This is a genomic window from Blautia sp. HA8986 (genome assembly GCF_056504635.1).
In genome coordinates this window covers 124,127-150,265 of record NZ_JBWLUQ010000001.1, presented here as the reverse complement: position 1 = coordinate 150,265, position 26,139 = coordinate 124,127, and the positions used below count along the sequence as shown (strand labels likewise).

Genomic DNA, 26,139 nt, shown 5'->3' with positions numbered 1-26,139 from the left:
ATTTTTTCAAAAAAGCAAAAAAAGTACTTGCATTTTGAAAGAAAGTGTTATATACTAACGAAGTCGGTTGAGAGAAACAACTGAAAGTCGCAATCAAACGACAATAAATAATGAATATGGCCAGTTGGTCAAGGGGCTAAGACGCCGCCCTCTCACGGCGGAAACACGGGTTCGATTCCCGTACTGGCTATTGCGTAGAAGCAGTTAGAAACCTTATTCTAACTGCTTTTTTCATTGCTCTGGAAGTGATGAAAAACAAGAGTATCATCAAAAATGTCATCAGAATATGTGTTCTGATTATTTTTTTGCATTTTTTTCTCTTCTGTTTTATAATTTTTTTGTAAAAATACTTCAGATAAGGGGTGACTTCTCATGCATCACAAACTTTCTTTTCGCAGAAAGCTGCAGACATTTTTGCTTTCGCTGCTGCTTATTCTGCTGACAGCCGCAGGAGTTCCCTCTGCTGCTTATACAGCTGAGGCCGCTTCTGCTGACACGACAATGGCTGTTCATTTTCTCGACGTGGGACAGGGACTTTCTATTCTGGTTCAGTCCCAGGGAAAAAATCTTCTGTATGACGGAGGCGACCGGGGACATTCCAGTTTCGTTGTTTCCTATCTGCAGAAGCAAAATGTTTCCACCATTGACTATATGATTTCGTCTCATTACGATGAGGACCACGTAGCCGGACTCGTTGGATGCCTGGACAATTTTTCCGTAAAAAATGTGATCGGCGCGGATTATGTGCAGGATACAAAAATCTATCAGTCTTTTGAAAACGAGGTTTCTTCCCAAGGACTTAACGTCCAGCATCCTGATCCTGGTACGGATTTTTCTTTTGGAAGCGGTAAGTTTACAGTTCTTTCTCCTCAGTCCATCAGCAGCAATGATAATGACAATTCTGTTGCTATCCGACTGGAAAACGGAATTAATCATTTTCTTTTTACAGGAGATGCTGAATCTGCCGGTGAGGAAGCGATCTGTGATCTTGGCCTTGATCTTTCCTGTGATGTGATCGTTCCAGGACATCACGGCTCTGCTACTGCCACTACCTGGGATCTCCTTCAGCAGACAGTTCCTGAATATGCAGTGATCAGCTGCGGCACAGGAAACTCCTACGGACATCCTCATAAGGATACTATGGATAAACTCTCTGATATGGGAATCCAGGTATTCCGGACGGATGAGCAGGGCACTGTCATTGCTGTCAGCGACGGAAACGATATCCAATGGAACCAGAATCCCTGTAATGATTATTCAGCCGGAGATGAGACAGATATCGGTACGCAGCCTTCCTCTGCTTATGGCAGCAGCAGTTCAGCCAGTTCCGATTATATTTCTGATGCTGCGGCTGGCGCAGATTCTTCTGCAAATGTTCAGGCTGATCCGGAGCCAGTCGGGGATATGGTATGGATTTCTGCTACAGGAAGCAAATATCACAGGATTCCAAACTGCGGAAATATGAATCCTGATAATGCCACAGAGATGACCCGTTCCCAGGCAGAAGCCGCCGGGTATGGAGCTTGTAAGAAATGTTATTGATGTAGCTTTATTATCTAATAAAGGACAGCGGTATCATATGTAAGTGTATATGATATCACTGTCCTTTTCTTTATGTATCTTATCTGATTATTTCTCTTATGTACGATTTCTGCTTAGACGTGGATAGATTCCTGTATCTGCGGAATTATGCCTTTCGCCTGCAGCAGCACTACAATAGTATCCTGCGTGTCTTTCAGATGCTTAATGTCTACATTAACCAGATGGTCAAATTTCTTCTCCAGCAATCTCTGACGTCCCTCCAGTGTATCCTGACGATTTTTGATAGCAAGCAATTCTCTGTCAATTCCATCAAGTCTTACATCAATGCCGTCTAATCGATTATCAATGCCATCTAATCGATTATCAATGCCGTCCAACCTGCTGTCAACACCGTCCAAACGTAGAAATATCTGCTTCTGGCCTTCAACTAGCATCTCCAGCATTTCTCTGTCTGTCATAAAATCTATCCTCCCTTCTCGTATGATGCTCACAGTATAGCACAATACGGTCTGGTATTCAAGCACATATCGTTCTTATTTTTTCATTCTTCCACATCCTCCGCAGGTTCGGCCGGAACAAAGACTCTCTTTTTTTCTTTCTTCTCTTTCTTCACAGCCTTGGCATGCTCTGTGGCTTCGCGGCAGAATTCCATCTGAGAATTAACCAGAACTTTCCCCCGTTTATCCGGCTTTTCGTAAGCTCCGTCCGGCTGCAGGATATGAGCTTTTACATTATCGCGGAATTCCAGATCCAGCACATGTAGGATCTCTTCCTTGATGGCCTCATCTTCCACAGGAAAAACGATCTCCACACGACGATCAAGGTTACGTGGCATCCAGTCCGCGCTTCCCATGTATATCTCATCTGATCCGCCATTCTTAAAATAAAAGATCCGGCTGTGTTCCAGGAAATTGCCGACAATAGAACGCACATGGATATTTTCGCTGATACCCGGGATTCCCACTTTCAAGCAACAAATACCTCTCACCAGAAGATCGATCTTCACTCCACAGGAAGAAGCATAATACAAAGCAGCCATGATCACAGGATCACAGAGAGAATTCATCTTTGCCACAATATGAGCTTCCTCTCCGTTCTTCGCATGCTCTGCCTCTCTCTCGATCATCTTTACAAAACGGTCTTTCATCCAGATCGGCGCAACGATCAGCTTGTTCCAGCGTTTCGGCTCTGAATATCCGGAAAGCATGTTAAATACAGCAGTTGCATCCTCACCGAACCGCTCATCACAGGTAAAAATACCGCAGTCTGTATAAAGCTTCGCTGTGGAATCGTTATAGTTTCCGGTTGCCAGATGCACATATCTGCGAATTCCGTTCTCTTCTCTGCGCACCACCAGGGTAATCTTGCTATGGGTCTTCAGGCCGACCAGACCATAGATTACATGACAGCCTGCTTTTTCCAGCATCTTCGCCCAGACGATATTATTCTCCTCATCAAAACGTGCTTTCAATTCTACCAGAACGGAAACTTGCTTACCGTTCTCGGCAGCCTGTGCAAGTGCCGCAATAATAGGAGAATTGCCGCTGACACGGTAAAGTGTCTGCTTGATTGCCAACACATCCGGATCTTTTGCAGCCTGGCGCACAAAATTCACAACCGGGTCAAAACTCATATACGGATGATGGAGAAACACATCGCCCTCACGGATCACCTGAAAAATATCTTTATCATTCTGGAATGCAGGCACTGCTGCAGGTTTATATTTCGGCTCTTTGAACTGATCGTAGCCGTCAATACCGTAAACCTTCATCAGCATGGTAAGATCCAGCGGCCCATTGATAAAGAAGATATCATCTCCATGAACCTGAAATTCCATTTTCAGGATATCCAGAAGTCTGGAGTCCATCTTATCTTCCACTTCCAGACGGATCACCTCACCCCACTGACGTTTTTTCAGCTGTTTCTGAATTTCCACCAGAAGATCCTCAGCCTCATCCTCATCAATGGAAAGATCTGCATTACGCATAATTCTGTATGGATGCGCACAGATTACATCATAGCTCAAAAACAGCTTATCAATATTTCGCTCAATGATCTGTTCCAGAAGAGTCACTGTTGTATGGCCTTTCTTCTCAGAAGGGATGATTACCACTCTCGGAAGTACGGAAGGAACCTGCACTGTAGCAAAATCAATCTCTTCTTTGCCTTTTTTTGTATCTTTTTTGGAAAGGAGTGCTCCGATGTTCAGTGTCTTATTTCGGATCAGAGGAAAAGGTCTCGATGAGTCCATAGCCATCGGCGTGAGGACCGGATATACATTATCCTCAAAATACTGATCCACGAACTCTTTCTGTTTCTCGGAAAATGCCTCATGTTCAAAAATCACATGAAGCCCTGCTTTCTCCAGGGCAGGAACCAGAGACCTGTTTAATGTACTGTACTGCACATGAACCAGGTCATGAGTCTGCTGGCTGATGGCCTTCAGCTGTTCCTTTGATGTCATTCCTGCAATGTCTGTTTTCTTGTATCCTGCATGGACCTGGTCTTTCAGGGATGCCACACGGACCATATAGAACTCGTCCAGATTGGAGGATGTGATGCTTAAAAATTTCAGTCTCTCAAAGAGAGGCAGACTTTTGTCCCTGGCCTCACTTAAAACTCTGTCATCAAACTTGATCCAGCTTAATTCCCTGTTTACAAAATATTCCGGTTTTTCAAATTCTTTAAATTTCATACCCAAAACCTCCTCCGTTATGCTCTGCCTTTCCGCTTCATTACAAGCCGGATTCCGAACACTGACTCAAAAAATTCCGTCTTATCTTTCAACAAGCCAAGTTCCAGGGAAACATCTTTCACAGAATCTATGATCAGATAAAGAGTTCTGTCCTTCAGCTTCACATTGAGAGCCTTTACCTTCTGGTAGTGGCTTCTGTCCATAGCATTAGCCAGCCTCAAAATTGCCGCCAGCTTGGCAGTCAGAAGATACTCTTCCCGGCTCATGGCAGTCTCTCTATTGATCTCCTCATAGCAGCCAAACTCCTTTGTATTATACCTCACCACACTGGCAATCACCTGACGCTCCTCAGTGGAAAGCCCGATGATCTCCGTTGCCATAATGATCTGGTATGAATATTCTGCCACATCCGTCATACTGATATATTTTCCGCAGTCATGAAGGATCACTGAGATCTGCAGGAGAAGTCGCTCTCTTTTTCCCATGCCGTGAATCTTTTTTGTGCTGTCAAAAATATCCAGTGCCAGGTCACAGGTTCCTGTAAGATGATTCTTTCCGCTGGAATAGCGTCTGGCAATGTTTCTGGAAGCTACCAGGATATCATTTTCGAAATTGTGGGCACTTTTCAGATATTTATTTTTTTCCGCATAATCGTAAGCAATTCCATCTAAAAGGGAAACTCCAGGTATCCACAAAGCTTCTGCCTGAAAAAGTTCTATAAAATTACGGATGATGACCATATTCGGAATGATCAGGGAAGCATATTCCGGCTCCAGCCCCATAGAATCCGCAAGATCATAATCTGACATATTTACGATGGAGTCATACTTCTTCAGAAACTCCGTCTTTGTGATTATATTTTCCCCGGATTTCTCCTGGAATATGGTATCTGTGAGAAAATCCCCCATCAGGATCAGATTGGAGATTTCTTTGTCCTTCAGATAAAGTCTCTGAAAGCTCATGAGATCGTTGCGGATAAATTCCTCTACCAGCCTGTCATAATGTGGAGTTGTTTTCTCCAGGTCTTTCAGCCGCTGCCGGATACGAAGGCTTCCCATACGGATACTCTGCGTCAGCACCAATGCGTCCTTATCAAATAGTGATACCTGCAGGTTTCCGCCTCCGATATCCAGAATCGCCGTTCCCTTCTGAATCGCTTTTTTGAATCCGGATTCAATAGCTGCAATGGATTTATATCCGAGAAAATGCTGTTCCGCATTGCTTAAGATCTCCACCCTTATACCTGTTCTCTGATATATCTGCTCCAGAATGATCGTCGGATTCTTAAGCTCGCGGAGCGAACTTGTTGCACACGCACGCCAGCTTTCCACCCCAAAGTCTGCCATCATGCGTTTAAAATCATTCAAAATCTCGCACAGCTCGTCTACAGTCTCCATCTCCAGACGTCCTGCTGCATATGTTCCCCGTCCCAGCTCCAGCTGGTAACGGACATCATTAATTTCCCTGAAGCCGATTCTCCTGGACATTTCAAATATCTTCATGCTGACTTCATAGGATCCTATATCAATTGCCGCAAAGGTTGTCACAGCCATAGTTCATCATCCTTTCCCCCAACACGGGTGGACTATTTCTTTTTTTCTTCCTCTGTTCCCACAATATAATCTATAAACTGCTGCGCAGCACGTCCTGTCAGGCCTCCGTGAGAAATTTCCCACTGGTTTGCCTTAAGAAGAAGCTCATCTTCCGGCATGGTAACTCCATAACGGGCTGCCAGTGTCCGGACGATTTCCTGAAACTGCTTCTTATCCGGCTTTCCAAAGTAGATGCGGACACCAAAACGGTATACAAGGGAAAGCTTCTCCTGTACTGTATCAGAGGAATGCAGATCATTGTCATCTGCGATCTCCAGCTTGTCAGTTGCGCGCTCGCGTACAAGATTACGTCTGTTGCTCGTTGCATAGATCAGGACATTATCCGGTTTCTTCTCAAGTCCGCCCTCGATTACTGCTTTCAGATATTTATACTCGATCTCAAATTCCTCAAAGGAAAGATCATCCATGTAAATAATAAAACGGTAATTACGGTTCTTGATCTGGGCGATCACCTCATTGAGATCCTGGAACTGATGCTTGTAGGCCTCAATAATACGAAGTCCCTGATCATAATACTGATTCAGGATACCCTTGATGCTGGAAGATTTACCGGTTCCTGCATCACCGAAAAGCAGACAGTTGTTCGCCTTTCTTCCCTGGACAAAAGCCTCTGTGTTATCGATAAGTTTCTTTTTTGCGATCTCGTAGCCTACCAGATCATCGATCTTCACATGTGCAATTCTTGTGATCGGCTGGATCTCTACCTTGCCATCCTCATCATGTCCGATACGGAATGCCTTGTGAAGACCAAGCTTACCTACACCAAAATCCTTATAAAAAGCAATCATATCATCCATGAATTCCTCAGTTGTGGAAGCTGCTGCCAGTGTCTTGCTCATCTGGCAGATACGGTCACGGATCCTTGTATTAAAGAGCTTGCTGTTCTCATCCGGTGTCTGATAATCACAGATTACCCTGCAGCATGCGGTTCCAAATACTTTGTCAAAAACAGTGATGTCGAAATCGTACAGCTCTTTGAATATCCGGAAATCATTTTTTGCAAGGTCATTGATGCTGCCTTTGATGGCTCCGCGAATCTCACTTGCCATACTGAATGCATTTTCATGGTTTACCAGAAGGAATGTAAGATATGTATGCCAGATATTTCCGGAAAATCCGTACATTCCTGCCAGTTCCACCAGTCCGTTCACACACTGAAAAAACTGATTCTCTTTTGCCCTGAGAGCTTCCTCATCGGACTCATAAAGATTGATAATCTCCGCCATATTGTCCAGTATCTCACCGTCTGAAAAATTACGGTAAAGGACACATTCCTGAATTCTTGCCAACATAATAATTTAACTCCTCTGTATCTTAATAATTTCCAAGTACGCGAAGCACATTCGCCTCCGCTTCGATTCCTCTTAACGCATTCTCCACTGCACTCTCACCAAGTCTTCCCGTAAAATCAACAAAGAATCGGTATTCCCAGGATTTTCCGGGAATCGGACGGGACTCGATCTTTGTCATGTTCAGTCCGTTGTAAATAATGTGGGAAAGCATATTGTAAAGAGTTCCGCTTTCATGAGGCAGCTCAAAACAGATACTGATCTTTCCGGCTTTTTCCTCATATTCCGGCTTTCTGCTTACAATGATGAAACGTGTGGAGTTCGCTTTTTCCCTGCAAATGTTTTCTGCCAGGACTTTCAGGCCGAACACCTCACCTGCTTCACGGCTTGCGATAGCTGCAACGCTCTTGTCACCTGTCTCACTGACCATCTTGGCTGCTCCTGCGGTGTTCTCCACTTCTTTCTTTTTCCAGGATGAATGCTCCTCCAGAAATGCCTTGCACTGTGCAAGTCCCTGGGGATGGGAGCAAACCTTTGTAATATCACCAAGTTCTGCATCCGGAAGCCCAAGAAGCACATGATCCACACGAATGATCTGCTCGCCTACGATATAGAGCTTATATTCCATGAGAAGATCGTAGATATCAGCCACAATACCTGCGGTGGAATTCTCAATAGGAAGCACTGCGTAGTCTGCCTTTCCGTTAGTTACATCCTCCATGGCTGTACGCCATGTTTTTACATGGTAGCTTTCAATCTTTTTACCAAAGTACTGACGCATTGCTGCATAGCTGTATGCACCTTCCACGCCCTGAAAAACAACTGTGGCATTCTCAAGAGGAACGTGCTTTACAGTTGTGAAATTACGCTCTCCGTAAATTCCGTGCTCTGTCAGAAGCTGGTACTGTCTCTTGCGGCTGATTGCCATGATCTGGCGAAAAAGCTCCTGCACGCCAAGACTGTTGAACTCTCCGTGCGCCTTTTCTTTCAGTGTGTGGATCTTCTGACTCTCACGAACCGGGTCCAGAACCTGCTTGCCTGTCTTGATCTTATATTCAGCGACTTCTTCACTCACCTTCATTCGTTTTTCAAAGAGACGCACGATCTCGCTGTCAATCTCATCGATCTCGTCTCTGTATCTTTCCAAATCAGTCATTATTTCCTCCGTTATGTTTCTTGATAATTTCTGTAAGGTCTCCCAAAAATGCCAGAGAACCAAAGGCAATGATCACACCCTCTGTTCCTGCCAGATGATAAGCCTCTGCCACTGCCGATTCAATATCATCATATGACCTTACATCCGAATGGAACTCCCTCACTGCATCTGCCAGCTCCCCGGGGGACAGTGCTCTGGGATTATCAGGTGCCGCGATAGTCAGAATGGTATCTGCGTACTTCTCTGTTTTCCGGATGACTTTGCGGTAATCCTTGTCACGGAACATTCCCATGATGTAGATAATCCTTCTGCCTTTAAAATACCTCTCAACAGATGCTGCCAGCATATCTGCCGCAGCAGGGTTATGTGCTCCGTCAACAACAAAATCCGGCTTCGTTCCAAGAAGTGCGAATCTTCCAGGCCAAGTGGTGCGTTTCAGGCCATCCTGCCTCTGCTCCTGTGTTGTGGGATATCCCTGCTCATTCAGGATCTCCAGTGCCCGGAGTGCTGCCACCGCATTCTCCTTCTGGTATGCACCTGCCAGGGATATCGTGTACTTCTCTCCTTTATAAAGAAAAGTCTGTCCTGTCATAGATGCTTCCAGAACTTCCGCGTCATCCCGGTCAGCCACCTCGTATGGTACATTCTGTTCCTCACATATTCTTCTGATCACAGCTTCTGCTTCCGGCTGCTGCTTCACTGTTACCATATGACTGTCCGGCTTGATAATGCCGGCTTTTTTCTCTGCGATTTCACTCAGGGTATTTCCAAGAAATGCCGTATGATCCATACTGATAGATACCAGAATGGAAAGAACTGTCGTACGGATTATGTTGGTGGCGTCCAGATCGCCGCCCATGCCAACTTCCATTAATACAATATCGCATTTCTCATCCTGAAAATAAAGAAATGCGGCTGCTGTTTCAATTTCAAATACTGATGGATGCGGTTTGCCTTCCTTCACAATGTCATCGATCACTTCCGCGATCCTTGTCACATATGCTGCAAATTTCTCTCTGCTGACAGGCTCTCCGTTTACTTCCATCCTCTCTCTGTAGGAATAGACAGCCGGTGAAATATATCTTCCGACCCGGTAGCCTGCACCTGATAAAGCGGAATACAGATATGCGATCACAGACCCTTTTCCGTTGGTTCCTGCTACATGAACATATTTCAGTTCATCCTGCGGATCACCAAGACGCCTCATCAGCTCCCTCATATTATCCAGTCCCAGAACGATGCCTTTCTTCAGTTCTGCGGCTCTGATATAGGCGCGACTTTCTTCATAATTCATTGTCTGTTTCTCCTTCCGCGTGTGTTTCGTTCATTATAAACCACACGTATATTTTTTTCAAGGCAGGGGATACTATTAAAGATGCTTTTCCATGTTAAATGTGTGTGAAAAATTTGCTTACGAGAAGAGGTTTTGGTATGCAAAAGAAGGATTTTTTTCTGTGCGGTTTTACAGGCTGGTGCCTGGAAATCATCTGGACCGGACTGCACTCTCTTTTTACCGGTCACTTTACCATGATGGGAAAAACATCTCTTCTGATGTTTCCGGTGTACGGTCTGGCCGCTGTCATCCGCCCTGCCTATCATAAGCTTGCCCGTTTTCCGGTTATGATACGCGGAGTTTTCTACAGCTGCGGGATTTTTCTGGTGGAATTCCTAAGCGGTTCTTTTTACCGGAAACTTCATATCTGCCCCTGGGATTATTCTCATGTTCCGCTGCAATATAAAGGCGTGATCCGACTGGACTATGCACCTCTGTGGTTCATCACCGGTCTTTTCTTTGAATGGCTTCTTCGACAAAATCCTCGGAAATCATCTTGAAAAACTCACGTTTATATATTATGATATCTGGAAGGGAATCTGATTTTCCAGTAAATAATTGGAGGTACAACATGAGACATTTAATGAGTCCGTTGGATTTCTCGGTTGAAGAGCTTGAGAAGCTTCTGAATCTCGCCGATGATATCGGGAAAAATCCTAAAAAGTATGCGCACACCTGTGATGATAAAAGGCTTGCGACACTGTTTTATGAACCAAGTACACGTACACGTTTAAGTTTCGAGGCAGCCATGATGAATCTCGGAGGAAAGGTTCTTGGTTTTTCTTCCGCCGATTCCAGCTCAGCATCTAAGGGCGAGAGTGTTGCCGATACCATTCGCGTTGTTTCCTGCTATGCAGATATCTGTGCTATGCGTCACCCGAAGGAAGGTGCTCCGCTTGTAGCTTCTATGGCATCCAATATTCCGGTGATCAATGCTGGAGATGGTGGCCACCAGCATCCTACTCAGACATTAACCGATCTTTTAACTATCCGTTCCCTCAAAGGCAGACTTGATAATATCACGATCGGTCTCTGCGGTGATTTGAAATTCGGACGTACTGTCCATTCTCTGATCGAGGCACTGGTGCGTTATGAGAACGTAAAATTCGTCCTGATCTCTCCGGAAGAGCTTCGTATTCCAAGCTATATCCGTGAGGATGTACTAAAGCGCAACAATATCGAGTTCGTCGAGGAGGAACGTCTCGAGGACGCACTTCCAGCTCTTGATATCCTGTACATGACCCGTGTTCAGAAGGAGCGTTTCTTTAACGAAGAGGATTATATCCGCATGAAAGATTTCTATGTTCTGGATAAACAGAAGATGGAACTTGCTCCGAAGGATATGTATATCCTTCATCCGCTTCCGCGTGTTAATGAGATTTCTGTTGAAGTGGATTCTGATCCGCGTGCCGCTTATTTCAAACAGGTCCAGTATGGTGTTTATGTCCGTATGGCCCTGATTCTTACATTACTGGAGGTGGAACTGCCATGTTAAACGTAGGTGCTCTTCGTGAAGGTTATGTCCTGGATCATATCAAAGCCGGCAAGGCAATGACTATCTATCATGACCTGAATCTGGATAAGCTGGATTGTACTGTAGCTATCATCAAGAATGCCCGCAGCCAGAAAATGGGCAAGAAAGATATCATCAAAGTAGAATGCCCGATCGAGGATCTGGATCTTGATATTCTTGGTTTTATCGATCACAACATCACTGTAAACATTATTAAAGATGAGAAGATCGTTGCAAAAAAAGAACTGAAGCTGCCGAAACAGGTAGTGAACGTGATCAAATGCAAGAATCCCCGTTGTATCACTTCCATCGAGCAGGGACTGGATCAGATTTTTGTTCTTGCAGATGAGGAGAAAGAGATTTACCGCTGTAAGTACTGCGAGGAGAAGTATAGAGGAAAACGTAATAAGTAATTGACTGTATAAAAAAAGCAGCTGACATTCTGTAAATCAGTTTCGATTGATTCATGGAATACAGCTGCTTTTTAATTAATGTGCTTATTATACGCAGTCAGACCGATAAGCCGGGTTATGTCGTTGAGTGATCATCTATCTAGGCCTTCCGTTGCCAGAAGGCTCCAGCGACCTACCTGAAAGCACGACGGGCCGCCGTATGGCTTTCTTCTCGGTCTTGCTTCGAATGGAGTTTACATGTGCCCGCTCTGTTACCACAGCGGCGGTAGTCTCTTACACTGCCTTTCCACCCTTACCTCGTATAAACGGGGCGGTTTATTTCTGTTGCACTGGTCTGGGAGTTGCCTCCACCGGACGTTATCCGGCATCCTGCCCTGTGAAGCCCGGACTTTCCTCGTCTGAACCCTTTCGTCTGTTCAGCCGCGATCACCTGGACTGGCTGCGCAGTTGATATTTTAGCACAGGTATACAGACTTGTAAAGCCGGAATTTTTTCAGAACACCCGCGCTTCCATCCCATTAGGAGCAGCAACACGATTATCTAAGTTCCAGCGTCCACTCCTGTCTGTCTGTTACTTCTCCTATTACCCCAGCCTGCAGACCTGCTGCATTTAATTCTTCCATAATATATGGGACATCTTTTTCCGGAACTGCTGCCAGCAAACCACCGGAAGTCTGTGGATCAAATACCACATCTTCTTTCCAGAGCACTGCTGAACTTTTCACTCCGGTTTTATTGGCATATTCCCGGTTTCTGTAGGCTCCTCCCGGAATCAGTCCCATGGACGCATACATCTCCACATCCGGAAATAACGGCAGCTTCTCTGTGTCTATCACAATGGTCCTGTCACTGGCTGCGGCCATTTCTGTGGCGTGTCCGCCGAGACCAAATCCTGTTATGTCTGTGCAGGCATGAATCTCAAATTTCCGGAAAGCTTCACAGGCTGACCGGTTCAAAAGCTTCATGGAGGCAAGTACTGCTGTTCTTGCTTCTTCTGATACCAGGTCTGCTTTGATAGCTGTATTTATAATTCCTGCACCAAGCGGTTTTGTGAGGATCAGTTTATCCCCTGTCTGTGCTCCATAGTTTTTCCAGAATTTCTTCGGATTCACAAATCCCGTTACGCTAAGCCCGTACTTAGGTGTATCATCCTGAATAGTATGTCCGCCTGCAAGAACTGCTCCTGCTTCCATCACCTTGTCGGCTCCACCACGAAGGATTTCTCCAAGGATCTCCACATCCATATTTTTCGGAAATGCCACAATATTCAAAGCAGTTTTCGGCACTCCTCCCATGGCGTACACATCACTCAACGCATTGGCTGCTGCGATCTGTCCGAAATCATAAGGATCATCTGCTACAGGAGTAAAAAAATCCAGTGTCTGGATCATTGCCAGATCATCAGAAACTTTATAAACGGCGGCGTCATCCGAAGTATCTGTCCCAACCAGAAGGTTTGGATCACAGAACTTCGGCAGATTTCCAAGAACTCCGGCCAGAGTCCCCGGTCCAACCTTTGCCGCACAGCCACAATTGGGAGCCAGTTTTGTCAGTTGTACTTTCTTTTTCATAAACCCTCCTATACATTAAAGCAACTGCCGCCAATAAACTCCCTGAGCAGCGAATTAAACGGAACTCCCTCACATGGCACCGGCACAAAATAGTCCAGAAATTTCAGAAGTCTCTTCGCTTCCTGATATTCCGGTTCATTTTTGTCAATTCCAAAAAGCAGCGGTTCTGCATAAACCTTCAGGCAGGCCAGCTCATACACAAGAGCAGAATTGAACATTACATCTGCTTCTTCCTGGAACGGGAAGATGTTCTGCTCCTCACCTCTTCTTACAGACGGCCATCTTGCAATGGTCTCTTTTGCAGAAGTTCCACGTGTACGCGCATCACGGACAATTCTTCGAATCAGCCTTCCATCTGTAGTCGGAATACGGTTATGCTCATCAATATTCAACTGGGTCAGTGCACTGATATAAATCTTGAATTTACTCTCTTTGGGAAGCGCATAACTCAGTTTGTCATTGAGTCCGTGAATTCCCTCGATCACCAGGATATCTTCCTTTCCAAGCTGCAGTTTATCCCCTTTATATTCCCTGAATCCGGTCTTAAAATTAAAGGTCGGAAGATCCACTTCTTTTCCTGCAAGAAGATCCAGCATGTCCTGATTGAACTGTTTGATGTCGATTGCTTCCAGGCACTCATAATTCTTTTCACCAAATTCATCCAACGGCGTATGCTTTCGGTCCACAAAATAATTATCCACAGCAATGGGATGTGGTCTCAGTCCATGTGCTGAAAGCTGGATTGATAATCTGTGTGAAAAGCTTGTTTTTCCGGAAGATGAAGGCCCTGCAATCATCACAAATTTCACATTTCCTCTCCGCCGGATTTCCTCCGCAATCGAAGAAATCTTCGCCTCGTGAAGAGCTTCCTGGATCAGCATCAGACTCTGTACACCTTCTCTGGTGATCCGGTCATTGAGATCTCCAACTGTAGCAACCTCCAGTTTATCCCCCCACTCTTCTGATTCCTTCTGCACATGAAAGATCTTATCCTGTGGCTCAAAAGGCTCCAGCATATCCGGATTCTTCTGTCGCGGAAGGATCAGTACAAATCCCTCATCATAAAGCTGCAGGTCAAAATACTGCACATACCCGGTATCCGGTGCCATAAATCCGTAAAAATAATCCTCAAAATTCTCAAGACTGTAAATATTCACCCTTGATACCCGGCGGTAACGGAACAGCTTCTCCTTATCATACATATGATGCCTGTGGAACATGGAAATTGCATCATCTGTGCTGACACTTCGTTTACAGATCGGTATCCTCCGGTCAACAAGTTCACGCATCCGCACTTTCACCTTATCAATCAGTTCCTGATTCAGTATTGCACTCCCCTTCATGGTAAAATACAGTGCATTTCCGATGGAATAATGAATCACAACATGATCCACATTCTCCTTTCCGGCCACATCAAAGATCGCTTTCAGAAGGATAAAAACAGCACTTCGCCGATATGTTTTTCGCCCTGCGCTGTCTTTTGCAGTGATAAAACCTACGGTACAGTCATGTCTCACCTTCTTGTGCAGCTCACGGAGCTTTCCGTTCTCAGTTACAAGAATTGCCGGATACTCTGTTGTACCCTCATAGTCTTTAACGATCTCGGAATAAGAAGTCATCTTGGGATATTCTTTTGTCTCTCCGTTTATGGTCACTTTAATCATTGTCGTTTCCATAACGATCACCTCCACAAGCTTATATTTATAAAACAATATATGGGTTTTTTACGCTGGCGCAAGTTGTCTTAAGCTCCGGAAAAGCCTCCTTCAGTTCCTTTGCCATAGCCTCCGCAAAAATATACTCCGTTCCGTAATGTCCTGCATCTACAATAGCTAGGCCATCTGCCATGGCATCGATCGCAGTGTGGTAATCAATATCGCCTGTCACATATACATCCGCGCCTGCTGCCATCACATCACGGAGCATACTCTTTCCGCTTCCTGTACAGATCGCCACCATCTCGATCTTCCGGTCAAGCTCTCCATAAACTCTCACATCCGGAAGTCCGTTGCATTTTTTTACATATGTTCCGAATTCTCCGAGAGTCATCGGATACGGCAGTTTTCCAACTCTTCCAAATCCCTCCGGCTGTTCCCCGGACTCATCAGTAACAGTGAGTACTTTTGTTTCCTGAAGCTTCAGATAATCTGCACTTAAATCTGCCATACCGATCACATCATAATTGGTGTGCATGGCAAAATACGGAATATCCTCACGGATCAGACGCAAAATCTTTCTTCCCGTAAATGTATGGTTATTGATCTTCTTGATCCCGGAAAAGATCATCGGATGATGAGTGAGGATCATGTCTGCCCCTGTTTTCACAGCCTCATCAAGGACAGGCTCTGTGAGATCCAGTGCAAGAAAAATATGCGAAATTTCTTTCTGGTCATCTCCTACCAGAAGACCTACATTATCCCAGTCTTCCGCAAACCTTTGCGGATGATGTTCATTCAGCCATTCGATCAGTTCATATACTTTCATATCGTTTCAGGGCTGACTTTATCAGCTCCATTTCCTCCTTTACTTCAGCAAGGCGGGCTTTCGCAGATTCAGATGGCGCACTTAAAAGCCCCGCCAGGATTTTTTCACGGATTGCTGCCTCCCGAAGAAGATATTCCTTCAAAACAGGATGACATTCCCTCAGAAGAAGGGGGCCAAACCAGGCTTCTTCCTCTGTATATGAGATTTTTTTCCCGGATTCATTACGCACAGCTTTCATCATAGGATAGAATTTCCCATCTTCCTTTATCATTTCCTCGCTTACGATCTCCCAGCCGATCTCAGCAAGAAAATGCCGGAAATGAGGAAGGTCCGACTGAGGCTGCAGGATCAGTTCCTGAAACCCCTCCCGGACCTTCACTCCATCATTTAATATCCTCTCCATCAAAGGACCGCCCATGCCGGCGATCACAAGGGAATCTCCCTCTCCCGGCTCCATTTTCATAAGCCCGTCGCTTAAACGGGTCTCTATGTAGTCTTCAAGGCCATAACGGGAGATATTTTCCCTAGCTCTTGAAAGCGGTCCCGGACGGACATCCATGGCAATGGCCGACGGTACTTTCTTCTTACTGACAAGATAGATCGACAGATAGCCATGGTCACATCCTACGTCTGCCAGTCGGTTTCCTTCTGTTACCATATTGGCAATAGCCAGAAGACGCATGGAAAGTTGTGCGGATATATTATTTTTAGTCAAGGTAATCCTTCAGCTTGCGGCTGCGGCTGGGATGACGCAGTTTACGCAGAGCTTTCGCCTCGATCTGACGGATACGCTCTCTTGTAACGTTGAATTCTTTTCCAACTTCCTCAAGAGTTCTGGCACGACCGTCATCCAGTCCGAAACGAAGACGGAGTACCTTCTGCTCACGGTCTGTCAGCGTGCTTAATACCTCTACCAGCTGCTCTTTGAGAAGTGTAAATGCAGCTGCATCTGCCGGAACCGGAACATTATCATCCTGGATAAAATCACCAAGATGGCTGTCTTCCTCCTCGCCGATCGGGGTTTCCAGAGACACCGGCTCCTGGGAGATCTTTAAAATCTCACGTACACGGTCTACCGGCATGTCCATCTCCTCTGCAATCTCTTCCGGCGTAGGTTCACGTCCAAGCTCCTGAAGCAGCTGACGTGAAACGCGGATCAGTTTGTTGATTGTCTCAACCATATGCACCGGGATACGGATGGTACGTGCCTGATCAGCGATGGCTCTTGTGATGGCCTGACGGATCCACCATGTCGCATAGGTACTGAACTTGTAGCCTTTTCTGTAGTCAAATTTCTCAACAGCCTTGATAAGACCAAGATTTCCTTCCTGGATCAGGTCAAGAAAAAGCATTCCACGTCCTACATAACGTTTCGCAATGCTGACAACAAGACGAAGGTTCGCCTCTGCCAGACGCTTCTTGGCAGCCTCATCACCTTTCTCCATTCTCTTCGCAAGCTCAATCTCCTCGTCTGCGCTTAACAGGCTGACTTTACCGATCTCTTTCAGGTACATGCGGACAGGATCCTCAATGCTGACACCCTCCGGAACAGAGAGGTCGATCTTATCAAGCTCTACCTCTTCCTCATCATCCATACCTTCCATATCTATGTCGTTATCAAGGAGGAGTTCGTCACCACCGTTATCTGTGATACGGAGAACGTCCACACCGCTGGCCTCCAGAAAATCAAAAACCTTCTCCATCTGTTCGACTTCCAGTGGGGAATCCTTGAAAAAATCACTGATCTCCTGATATTCCAGCACATTCTTTTTCTTTTTTGCAAGTTCAAGAAGCTCTACAAGTTTCTCGCTGAATTTTGCCATATTCATTTCCATAGGTGCTCTATACCTCCATATAGTGTTTATATTTTATCCTTAATTGAAAGAAATATGCAGCTGCTGCCGCTTTCTTCCAAGGTCTTCCAGTTCTTTTTTTGCTTTTATCAGTTCCTGAAGCCCTGCCATATCAGCCGGATTCCAGGTACGGTTCTTTTCTTTCAGACTTTCTTCCTTAATCCGGAGAAGTGCATCGGAAAAAGCCCTCTGCTGTTCTCCCTCATTCTCCAGATGGATCGTTGCGTTAAAAAGCGATGCTACCTCTCTCTGCTCCTCACTGTCTGTGAACGCATTAAGAAGTTTACCGGGATTGATCTCTCCCTCTTTATGTTGATCAAACAGCATCTCGGCAACCTGCTTATACAGCGGAACCACAAAATCTGACGGTGATATATATTTCTCCACCTGTTCAAAAATCCCAGGATAATTCACAAGCCAGGTCAGCATCAGCTTCTGGGCTTTATCTGCAGCAGATTCCTTCTTCTTTGTCTCAGGTATTCCGGATTTCGGCTGAATCCTTTTCTCAGCAGGTGTTCCTTTCATGGCCAGGGTATTAACTCGTTTACGGATATCCTCCGTTCCCACGCCATAACGGCCATATTCCTTCACAATTGCTTCTATATAAAGATTCCTCTCCAGTTCATCAGAAAGTTCCAGAAGCATCTGGGCGCACCGCTCAAAAAACTGATTCTGTCCCTGCGGTGCATCCATTGCAAAATCCTGCTCTGCAACATGCACGCGGAACATAAAACTGTCTGTCGCCTGATTAAGCCGCTCTTCAAACGCCTCCGCCCCTTCATTCTTAATAAACTCATCCGGATCCTTCCACGGTTTCAGGCTTACTACCCTGGACGTCACACCCGCCTCCCGAAGGATCGGAATCGCACGGAGCGCAGCCCGGATACCTGCACCGTCACTGTCATACAGAAGAAGCACTTCCCTGGTATAACGCTTCACAAGGCTTGCATGCCCGGATGTCAGTGCTGTTCCAAGGGACGCTACCGCATTGGTAAAGCCCGCCTGGTGCATGGCGATCACATCCATATATCCCTCACAGAGGATGAGATAATTCTTCCTCGTCGTCCTTGCCACATTCAGGCCGTACAGGTTACGGCTCTTGTCAAATATCTTCGTTTCCGGCGAGTTCAGATATTTCGGCTTACCCTCTCCCATGACACGGCCTCCGAAACCGATCACACGGTTGTTCACATCCATGATGGGAAAGATCACACGGTTCCAGAACTTATCATACATTCCCCGCCGCTCATCCACATTAAACAATCCTGATTCACGGAGAAGTTCATCACTGTATCCTTTGCCCTTGAGATATTTATACAGATCATCACTGTACTTATCTGAATATCCAAGACCGAATTTTCGGATCGTCTCCTCGGAAAGCCCCCTGCCTAAAAGATATCCATAGGCTGTCTTTCCGCTCTCTCTCCTTAACTGATAGTAAAAATACTGCGCGGCCAGCTTGTTGATCTCCAGAAGTGTTGCCCGCTGTTCTGCTTTTTCTCTTGCTTCCCTGGAATATTCGATCTTCGGAAGTTCCACGCCTGCCCGGTCAGCCAGGTGGGAAAGTGCCTCTCCAAAAGAATAATTCTCATATTCCATGACAAAATTGTATACGTTTCCTCCTGCTCCGCAGCCAAAGCAGTAATACATCTGCTTGGATGGTGTTACGGAAAAGGAAGGTGTCTTCTCATTATGAAAGGGACACAGTCCAAAATAAGTGCTTCCCCTTCTTGTCAGTTTCACATACTGGGATATCACGTCTACAATATCATTTTTCATCCGGACCTCTTCTATGATGTCATCTGAATAACGCATATTTATCCCTCTTTTCCATTTAATAGACCTCCCAGCATTTCGGTATGTAGAGTTCCCTGAATTTCTTCATGGAATACTGGTCTGTCATTCCCGAAATGTAATCACATACAGCCTGTTCTTTGGGAACGCCCCGGCATTTCGCCAGTTCCCTGTATTCCTCTGGCATGGCTTCCGGATGGTCTGTATAGTATTCATATAATTCAGTCAGCATCTTCATTGCCCGCTCTTCTTCCTTTTTAGCCACCGGATTCTCATAGACATTCCGGAACATCAGGGAGCGAAGATCCATCATCGCCTCATAAACATCTGGCGACATGCTGATGCTGTCCTTATCCAAACTGTTCTCTATAATATTATGTACGAAAGTATTCAGCCGTTCTCTCGTGGTATAGCCCAAAAAAGTTCTCATTGTAACAGGAATATCATCTTCTGTTATAATTCCCGCTCTCTGGGCATCGTCCATATCATGATGGATATAGGCAATCTTGTCAGAAAAACGCACTACCTGTCCTTCCAGCGTGGACGGTTTCCCGCTGGTGCGGTGGTTCTTCATCCCATCTCTTACTTCCCAGGTAAGATTCAGTCCGTTTCCATTCTTCTCCAGTATTTCCACGACCCGGACGCTCTGTTTATAGTGGGCAAAGCCTCCCGGATGTACCTGCTCCAGAGCCTTCTCACCGGAATGTCCGAAGGGCGTGTGCCCAAGATCATGTCCAAGCGCAATAGCTTCTACCAGGTCCTCATTTAACCGAAGTGCCCTGGCAATGGTCCGGGCGATCTGGGATACCTCCAGCGTATGTGTCAGCCGGGTCCGGTAATGATCTCCCTGAGGTGCCAAAAATACCTGTGTCTTATCCTTCATGCGTCGAAAAGCCTTGCAGTGAAGAATTCTGTCTCTGTCTCTCTGGTACGCAGTCCGCACATCGCATTCCTCTTCCGGTCTGTCCCGGCCTCTGGTATCTGTGCTGTGAGAAGCAAATGGGCTTAAAAGCTCTTGTTCTCTTAGTTCCATGCTCTCCCTGATATTCATAAGCATTTCCTCCACAGTCTGACAAACAGCGGCGACAAAAATACCCTCTATTAATTATATTCTACATAAAATCGCAAATTCCTCTTTTTTCAAAAAAAATTCAAAAAACATTGGGTTTATCGTCCGATACGAACTGAAGATGTCCAAAATTCTTATATTGTATATAAAACGGGCACAAATACTGTAAGGCATTTGCCCTGCGCTTATATAATTGTATAGCCAAAAACAGAGCTGCTATTCACAGCTCTGCCTTAAAGTCATGCGGAAGATGGGACTTGAACCCACACGAGCGCAATGCTCACAAGATCCTTAGTCTTGCTCGTCTGCCAGTTCCGACACTTCCGCATATCGCATTTCTTTGGAAATTTCCAATGCGGAAGATGGGACTTGAACCCACACGAGCGCAATGCTCACAAGATCCTTAGTCTTGCTCGTCTGCCAGTTCCGACACTTCCGCATGACCGCATTTCCTTGGGATTTTTTATTTTCTCCCTCGCGACAAGTGATAGTATAGCAAAGTGATTTCTATATGTCAACACTTTTTTTCAAAAATTTCATAATTTCTGATTCTGTTGCAATTTCCTGTTTTTTCTGCCTTTTTTCTGCCTTTTTTCTGCCTTTTCCAACATTATTCGAGCATATTTTTCTTCTTTGTAGTAAAATATAATTGGATTTTATATCCGCTTATATCTAATCTGTAAGGAGGTACATATGAAAAACAAAAAAGCACAGATACTGTCGATTTTTCTTTCTGCCTGCATACTTGGCACTTCAGCTCCTGTCAGTGCAGCTGATCTTTCCTCAGAGCTTTTTTCTGCGGATGATATCACTGATACAGAAGCACCTGCAGATACTTCCCAGGATCAGCCAGCAGCAACAGATGAAGCTTCTTCTCCCGACAGCACAGACACCCTGGAAGAACCAGCCGATGACCTGCTCCAATCACCCGATGATCCTGCACCTGCTGAAAACGGAGCAGATGATCCTTCCGCAGATAGCACTGATCCTTTCAGTGCCGGCGAAGAGGATGATTTTTCCGATTCCAAGGGAAATGATGATTTTTCTTCCGGAGAGGCAGAACAGGCTCTGGCCGGTATCCTGGATGATTCACTGGAAACTCAGATGGCCCGAAAAAGAGGCACTGCTGCTGAAGCAGATATCCCGATATCTTCTTCCGTCTCTACCACATGTACGGTATATAAAGGCAGCAACCTGGAGAGCCAGAATTATACTAACTGGTCTGCACCTGTGGAATCTTATCTTACTACAAGTCCGGATGGTTATCTTATGCGCGTTCAGAGCGGAGCCATTGATGGCAAGATTCTGATCGAATATTACGACTCCGGATACAATCTAAAAAAGACTATGACTCTGGATCTTACGCTTCCTGAATTTGGAGGTTTTTACGAAACCGGTGATAATTATTATATTCTCACCGGTCAGAACAATACTGAAAAAGACAACAACAAAGAAGTTTACCGTGTCTACAAATATTCAAAAACCTGGCAGGCTTTAGGTTCCTGCGGACTTTTTGGTGCCAATACCACCTATCCTTTTGATGCAGGTTCTGCTCGTATGGCTGTAAACGGAAAATATCTTTTTGTCCGCACCTGCCATGAAATGTACAATGGCCACCAGGCTAATGTGACTTTTTCCGTGGATACTTCCAATATGTCCATTGCTGATTCATTTACAAGTGTTATGAATACAGATCTCGGATATGTCAGCCACTCTTTTAACCAGTTTATCCAGATCGACAACGGTACACTTCTGGGTTCAGATCATGGCGATGCCTACCCACGTGCTATTACAGTCCTTCAGTACCGGACCGATATCAGCAACGGATCTTTTGTCCCACAGAGAACATGGGGTTCCAACACCGACACCTGTAAGGAATTTGATCTCATGACTTTCCCAGGCTCAATCGGAAATAACTATACCGGTGCATCTCAGGGTGGCTTTGAATATTCTGATTCCTCTTATCTGGCTGCCGGAAACTATGACGCAGATGATAATTCCAGAAATGTTTTTGTAGCTTCCGTTTCAAAATCCGGCGGAACTCCTGTTGTACGGTATTTTTCCAATTACGCAGGCACCAGTGACAGTGCCACCACTCCTCATCTGGTAAAAACAGGCAGCAACAGTTTTGTGCTTCTCTGGTTCAGTCAGGGCTATGTTTACTACACAGCGATCGACGGAACCGGCCAGCAGGTTGGCTCCACTTACAAGATGGCCGGAAATCTTTCCGACTGTGTTCCTTCTATTATTAATGGTAAGCTGATCTGGTATGCATGGAAAAACAACCATAACACATTTTATGAGATCAATCTTTCTGATCTCTCCTCCAACCATGCAACAAGAATTGAGAATGGTCATAAATATGTATACGGAACAACTGTCGAGAATAATCAGGTAGATAAAACCTGCCGTGTATGCGGAATCACTTCCAAGGCAGCAGTTCCAACAAAAATTTCCGCCTATATCACCCCTTCCAATTCCAGCTACCATACACTAAACGGAAGTGAGTTTCTTACAAAAGATCTCACTTACACAGTAGACTGGTCAACCTGGTTTTCCGGTGATTCCGGTGATGACTATCTGTCGGACTGCACGATCTCCTGCTCAGACAACAGTATACTCACTGTACAGCAGACAAGCAACAGTGTTGCAGTGATCACTCCGAAAAAATCAGGAAAAGCCATTCTTACCATACAGTCCAAATATAACCCGTCCGTTGTATTTACTTCTGAATTGTATGTGGACATGCTGAGTGAAGATGTTTTCACCTTTTCTCACGGCTATATAGGATATTACGATGGCACAAAAAAAGATCCTGAAGTCAAAATATATCGTTCCGGCCTTACTCTGACAGAAGGTACTGATTATACAGCGACTTACAAAGGCGATCAGGTCAATGCAGGCACTTTCACTGTAACATTTACCGGAATCGGAAAATATACCGGTTCTGTTACAAAAAAATATACCATTCAGCCAGCCAGAATCTACAGCAGCTCTACCACTTGTACAATTTCTCCTGAAAACTGTATTTATGACGGCAAGCCTCAGGAGCCAAATGTGGTCATCACAGACCATGGAAAAGCACTGACCCGCGGCAAAGACTATACGGTGGAATATCAGAACAACACTTCTATCGGAAGAGCCCGTGCCGGCATTACAGGTATCGGTAACTATTCCGGCTATTTTACCACAGCTTTTTATATCAATCGGGGAAGCATCAGCAACTGCGACATTACCCTTTCTGATACTTCCCTCACTTATGATGGTACAGAAAAAAAGCCCCTGGTTACTGTTAAATGCAACGGCAACACCTTAACAGAAGATCAGGATTATCATCTGTACTACCGCAGCAATACCAATGCCGGTACTGCTTCCGTTACAATTTCCGGTACAGGAAACTTTTACAGTTCCGCAAGCAAAACTTTCCAGATCGAACCTGCCGATATCAGCAAATATACAGCAGCTCTTTCCCAGGATTCTTTCAGTTATGACGGTTCTGAGAAATGCCCGGATATGACGATCACTAACGGAAATACAAAGCTTACATATAACACCGATTATTCTCTTTCCTATAAAAATAACGTAAACACCGGTACTGCTTCCGTCATTGCAACAGGTAAGGGCAACTATACCGGCTCTGTTACAAAAACTTTCCAGATCAAAGCCAGTGACTTCAGCAAATGTGATATACAGCTTTCTGCTTCCTCCTTCACTTACGATGGTACAGAGAAAAAGCCGGAGATCACAGTTAAATCCGGCAGCAAATTACTGGTTTCCGGTACTGATTACGCAGTTTCCTACAGCAATAATATCAATGTCGGTACTGCCTCTGTTGCTATCACCGGCAAGGGAAAATATTCCGGTACTATAACAAAAGCTTTTTCAATCAATCCAGCTGACTTTACCAAGGCTTCCGTTACGCTCTCTGCTTCCTCCTTCACATGGGATGGCACGGAGAAAAAACCGAGTGTTACAGTTAAGATTGGCAACAGGCAGCTCACTGCAAACACTGACTATACTGTTTCTTATAAGAACAACGTAAGCGTTGGTACTGCTTCCGTTACCCTCACAGCAAAGGGAAATTACACAGGTTCTGTTTCAAAGAACTTCTCGATTACCGCCGCTGACTTTGCAAAAACTTCCGTTTCTCTTTCCGCCTCTTCCTTCACCTATGATGGAGCAGAAAAGAAGCCAGGGATCACTGTAAAGAATGGCAGCAAACTGCTTACCGCAAACACTGACTACACTGTTTCTTACAAAAATAACATAAACGCTGGTACGGCTTCTGTTACCATCACCGGCAAAGGCAGCTACTCCGGTTCTCTGACAAAAAGCTTTACCATTAACCCGGCCGATTTTACCAGAACCACTGTTTCTCTTTCTGCTTCTTCCTTCATCTATGACGGTGCAGAAAAGAAACCGGAAGTCACTGTCAAAACCGGAAACACACAGTTAACGCTCAACAAAGACTACACCATTTCCTACAAAAGCAACACAAACGTAGGTACTGCTTCTGTCACTGTCACAGGCAAGGGCAATTACTCCGGTTCTCAGACAAAAGACTTTACCATCACTGCCGCTACTTTCACCGGTGTGACTGTTACACTTTCCAATTCAGCCTTTACTTATGACGGCACGGAGAAAAAACCAGGTGTCACAGTGAAAGCAGGCAGCAAACTGCTCTCAGCTGATAAAGATTACACCATTGCTTACGCAAACAATATAAACGCAGGCACGGCCTCTGTTATCATCACAGGCAAGGGCAGCTACTCCGGCTCCACAGCCAAAAGTTTCACCATTAATCCGGCTGACCTTTCAAAAGCCTCCATTACGCTTTCCGCATCCTCATTTATCTATGACGGAACCGAAAAGAAACCGGAGGTCACAATCTCCATTGGCCAGAAACATCTGTCAGAAGAAACCGACTATACTCTTTCATACAAAAATAATACCAATATCGGAACCGCTTCTGTCACTGCATCCGGAACCGGCAATTATACAGGCTCCATCTCCAAAACTTTCAACATTGCCGCCACTGACTTAAGTACTGCAGATGTAAAACTATCCGCTGCTTCCTTCACTTACAACGGAAAGGCCATTACACCATCTGTCACAGTCACCTGCAATGATAAAGTCCTGACAAACGGTACCGATTACTCCGTTGCTTACACCAGTAATATCAATGCAGGCACTGCCAGAGTAACGATCACAGGCATCGGAGCTTATTCAGGTGTCAAAACTGTTACCTTCCGGATCAAACGTGCAAAAGCTACGCTCACTCCAACCGCAGCAGCACTCACACTGACACAAAGCAGCCGCAAGACAGCAGTGATCAAGCGTAAAAAAACCGATGGAAAGATATCCCTGAAATCTTCCAACAGTAAAATCGTAAAGATATCCGGAACCAGCATCATTCCGTTAAGTCCGGGAAAGGCCACTGTTACCATCACTGCAGCACAGGGCAAAAATTACAACGCTGTTTCTGCGAAAATCAGCATCTCTGTACGCCCGCTTCCTGTCAGCAGTCTTTCTCTGAAGTCCTCAGCAAAAGGCCAGGCAACTGTATCCTGGAAGCAGGTAAAATCCATTACCTCTTATCAGATCCAGTACAGCACTGCAAGCAGCATGAAGAGTGCCAGAACGATCACAGTAAAAGGCGCCTCAAAATCAGCAGTTCTGAAAAAACTGACCAGAGGCAAAAAATATTATGTTCGAATCCGCACAGTGAAAACAGTGAGCAAAAAGAACTATTACTCTACCTGGAGCAAAACAGCTTCCGTAAAAGTAAAATAATCAAACACCTAAACATCTAAA

At 45.2% G+C, this 26,139-nt stretch carries 18 protein-coding genes, 3 tRNA genes and 1 other RNA gene; 6 read left to right on the top strand and 16 right to left on the bottom strand.

The window, feature by feature from the left end; translation table 11 throughout:
• Positions 1–118 precede the first annotated feature (118 nt).
• Positions 119–190: transfer RNA gene (locus AC04Q4_RS00630), tRNA-Glu, on the top strand.
• A gap of 182 nt (positions 191–372) precedes the next feature.
• On the top strand, positions 373–1,542 hold the full coding sequence (locus tag AC04Q4_RS00625; protein ID WP_476388280.1) for an MBL fold metallo-hydrolase: 1,170 nt from the start codon (positions 373–375) through the stop codon (positions 1,540–1,542).
• Positions 1,543–1,655: 113 nt separating this feature from the next.
• Here AC04Q4_RS00625 and AC04Q4_RS00620 read toward each other — a convergent pair whose 3' ends face one another.
• The 6 genes from AC04Q4_RS00620 to AC04Q4_RS00595 all read right to left on the bottom strand — a co-directional run bounded on the left by AC04Q4_RS00620 (position 1,656) and on the right by AC04Q4_RS00595 (position 9,589).
• Positions 1,656–2,000, bottom strand: coding sequence for a hypothetical protein (locus AC04Q4_RS00620; RefSeq protein WP_173737627.1), 345 nt, complete (start codon positions 1,998–2,000; stop codon positions 1,656–1,658).
• 83 nt (positions 2,001–2,083) lie between these two features.
• Positions 2,084–4,237 (bottom strand): RNA degradosome polyphosphate kinase, encoded by a 2,154-nt coding sequence (locus AC04Q4_RS00615; RefSeq protein ID WP_476388279.1) that lies wholly within the window; start codon positions 4,235–4,237, stop codon positions 2,084–2,086.
• Positions 4,238–4,254: 17 nt separating this feature from the next.
• Positions 4,255–5,790, bottom strand: coding sequence for a Ppx/GppA phosphatase family protein (locus AC04Q4_RS00610; RefSeq protein WP_476388278.1), 1,536 nt, complete (start codon positions 5,788–5,790; stop codon positions 4,255–4,257).
• 32 nt (positions 5,791–5,822) lie between these two features.
• Positions 5,823–7,139 (bottom strand): DUF815 domain-containing protein, encoded by a 1,317-nt coding sequence (locus tag AC04Q4_RS00605; protein WP_476389068.1) that lies wholly within the window; start codon positions 7,137–7,139, stop codon positions 5,823–5,825.
• A 25-nt stretch (positions 7,140–7,164) separates the two neighbouring features.
• Entirely contained in the window at positions 7,165–8,295 is a 1,131-nt protein-coding gene (pheA, locus tag AC04Q4_RS00600; protein ID WP_195454947.1) for a prephenate dehydratase, read from the bottom strand.
• Positions 8,288–9,589, bottom strand: coding sequence for a bifunctional folylpolyglutamate synthase/dihydrofolate synthase (locus AC04Q4_RS00595; RefSeq protein ID WP_173737623.1), 1,302 nt, complete (start codon positions 9,587–9,589; stop codon positions 8,288–8,290). Before AC04Q4_RS00595 ends, pheA begins: the two co-directional genes overlap by 8 nt.
• Before the next feature lie 137 nt (positions 9,590–9,726).
• Between AC04Q4_RS00595 and AC04Q4_RS00590 the strand changes: the two genes are divergently transcribed.
• The 3 genes from AC04Q4_RS00590 to AC04Q4_RS00580 all read left to right on the top strand — a co-directional run bounded on the left by AC04Q4_RS00590 (position 9,727) and on the right by AC04Q4_RS00580 (position 11,554).
• Positions 9,727–10,128, top strand: a complete 402-nt coding sequence (locus AC04Q4_RS00590; RefSeq protein ID WP_119240172.1) for a putative ABC transporter permease — start codon at positions 9,727–9,729, stop codon at positions 10,126–10,128.
• A gap of 71 nt (positions 10,129–10,199) precedes the next feature.
• Entirely contained in the window at positions 10,200–11,123 is a 924-nt protein-coding gene (gene pyrB, locus AC04Q4_RS00585) for an aspartate carbamoyltransferase (RefSeq protein ID WP_173737622.1), read from the top strand.
• Positions 11,117–11,554: an aspartate carbamoyltransferase regulatory subunit gene (locus AC04Q4_RS00580; protein WP_173737621.1), complete on the top strand. Its 438-nt coding sequence runs from the start codon at positions 11,117–11,119 to the stop codon at positions 11,552–11,554. Before pyrB ends, AC04Q4_RS00580 begins: the two co-directional genes overlap by 7 nt.
• Positions 11,555–11,644: 90 nt before the next feature.
• Here AC04Q4_RS00580 and rnpB read toward each other — a convergent pair.
• The 10 genes from rnpB to AC04Q4_RS00530 form a co-directional block, all read right to left on the bottom strand.
• An RNA gene (gene rnpB, locus AC04Q4_RS00575) (RNase P RNA component class A) lies at positions 11,645–11,996 on the bottom strand.
• Positions 11,997–12,090: 94 nt separating this feature from the next.
• On the bottom strand, positions 12,091–13,125 hold the full coding sequence (gene selD / locus AC04Q4_RS00570; protein ID WP_476388277.1) for a selenide, water dikinase SelD: 1,035 nt from the start codon (positions 13,123–13,125) through the stop codon (positions 12,091–12,093).
• Positions 13,126–13,133: 8 nt separating this feature from the next.
• Positions 13,134–14,801, bottom strand: a complete 1,668-nt coding sequence (locus AC04Q4_RS00565; protein ID WP_476388276.1) for a uridine kinase family protein — start codon at positions 14,799–14,801, stop codon at positions 13,134–13,136.
• 25 nt (positions 14,802–14,826) lie between these two features.
• Positions 14,827–15,609, bottom strand: coding sequence for a Nif3-like dinuclear metal center hexameric protein (locus AC04Q4_RS00560; RefSeq protein ID WP_476388275.1), 783 nt, complete (start codon positions 15,607–15,609; stop codon positions 14,827–14,829).
• Positions 15,596–16,324, bottom strand: coding sequence for a tRNA (adenine(22)-N(1))-methyltransferase (locus AC04Q4_RS00555; RefSeq protein WP_243873832.1), 729 nt, complete (start codon positions 16,322–16,324; stop codon positions 15,596–15,598). Before AC04Q4_RS00555 ends, AC04Q4_RS00560 begins: the two co-directional genes overlap by 14 nt.
• A complete protein-coding gene (rpoD, locus tag AC04Q4_RS00550) occupies positions 16,317–17,444 on the bottom strand; it encodes an RNA polymerase sigma factor RpoD (protein WP_173737617.1) in 1,128 nt (375 codons plus the stop codon). Before rpoD ends, AC04Q4_RS00555 begins: the two co-directional genes overlap by 8 nt.
• A 39-nt stretch (positions 17,445–17,483) precedes the next feature.
• Positions 17,484–19,277: a DNA primase gene (gene dnaG / locus AC04Q4_RS00545; RefSeq protein WP_173755363.1), complete on the bottom strand. Its 1,794-nt coding sequence runs from the start codon at positions 19,275–19,277 to the stop codon at positions 17,484–17,486.
• Positions 19,278–19,296: 19 nt separating this feature from the next.
• Positions 19,297–20,307 carry a deoxyguanosinetriphosphate triphosphohydrolase gene (locus tag AC04Q4_RS00540; RefSeq protein WP_173737615.1) on the bottom strand — a complete coding sequence of 337 codons (1,011 nt, stop codon included), beginning with the start codon at positions 20,305–20,307 and terminating at the stop codon, positions 19,297–19,299.
• 260 nt (positions 20,308–20,567) lie between these two features.
• A tRNA-Leu gene (locus AC04Q4_RS00535) sits at positions 20,568–20,652 on the bottom strand.
• A gap of 27 nt (positions 20,653–20,679) precedes the next feature.
• Positions 20,680–20,764 (bottom strand) — tRNA-Leu (locus tag AC04Q4_RS00530).
• A gap of 254 nt (positions 20,765–21,018) precedes the next feature.
• Here AC04Q4_RS00530 and AC04Q4_RS00525 point away from each other — a divergent pair.
• Positions 21,019–26,118: an MBG domain-containing protein gene (locus AC04Q4_RS00525; RefSeq protein ID WP_476388274.1), complete on the top strand. Its 5,100-nt coding sequence runs from the start codon at positions 21,019–21,021 to the stop codon at positions 26,116–26,118.
• The last annotated feature ends 21 nt before the right edge of the window (positions 26,119–26,139 follow it).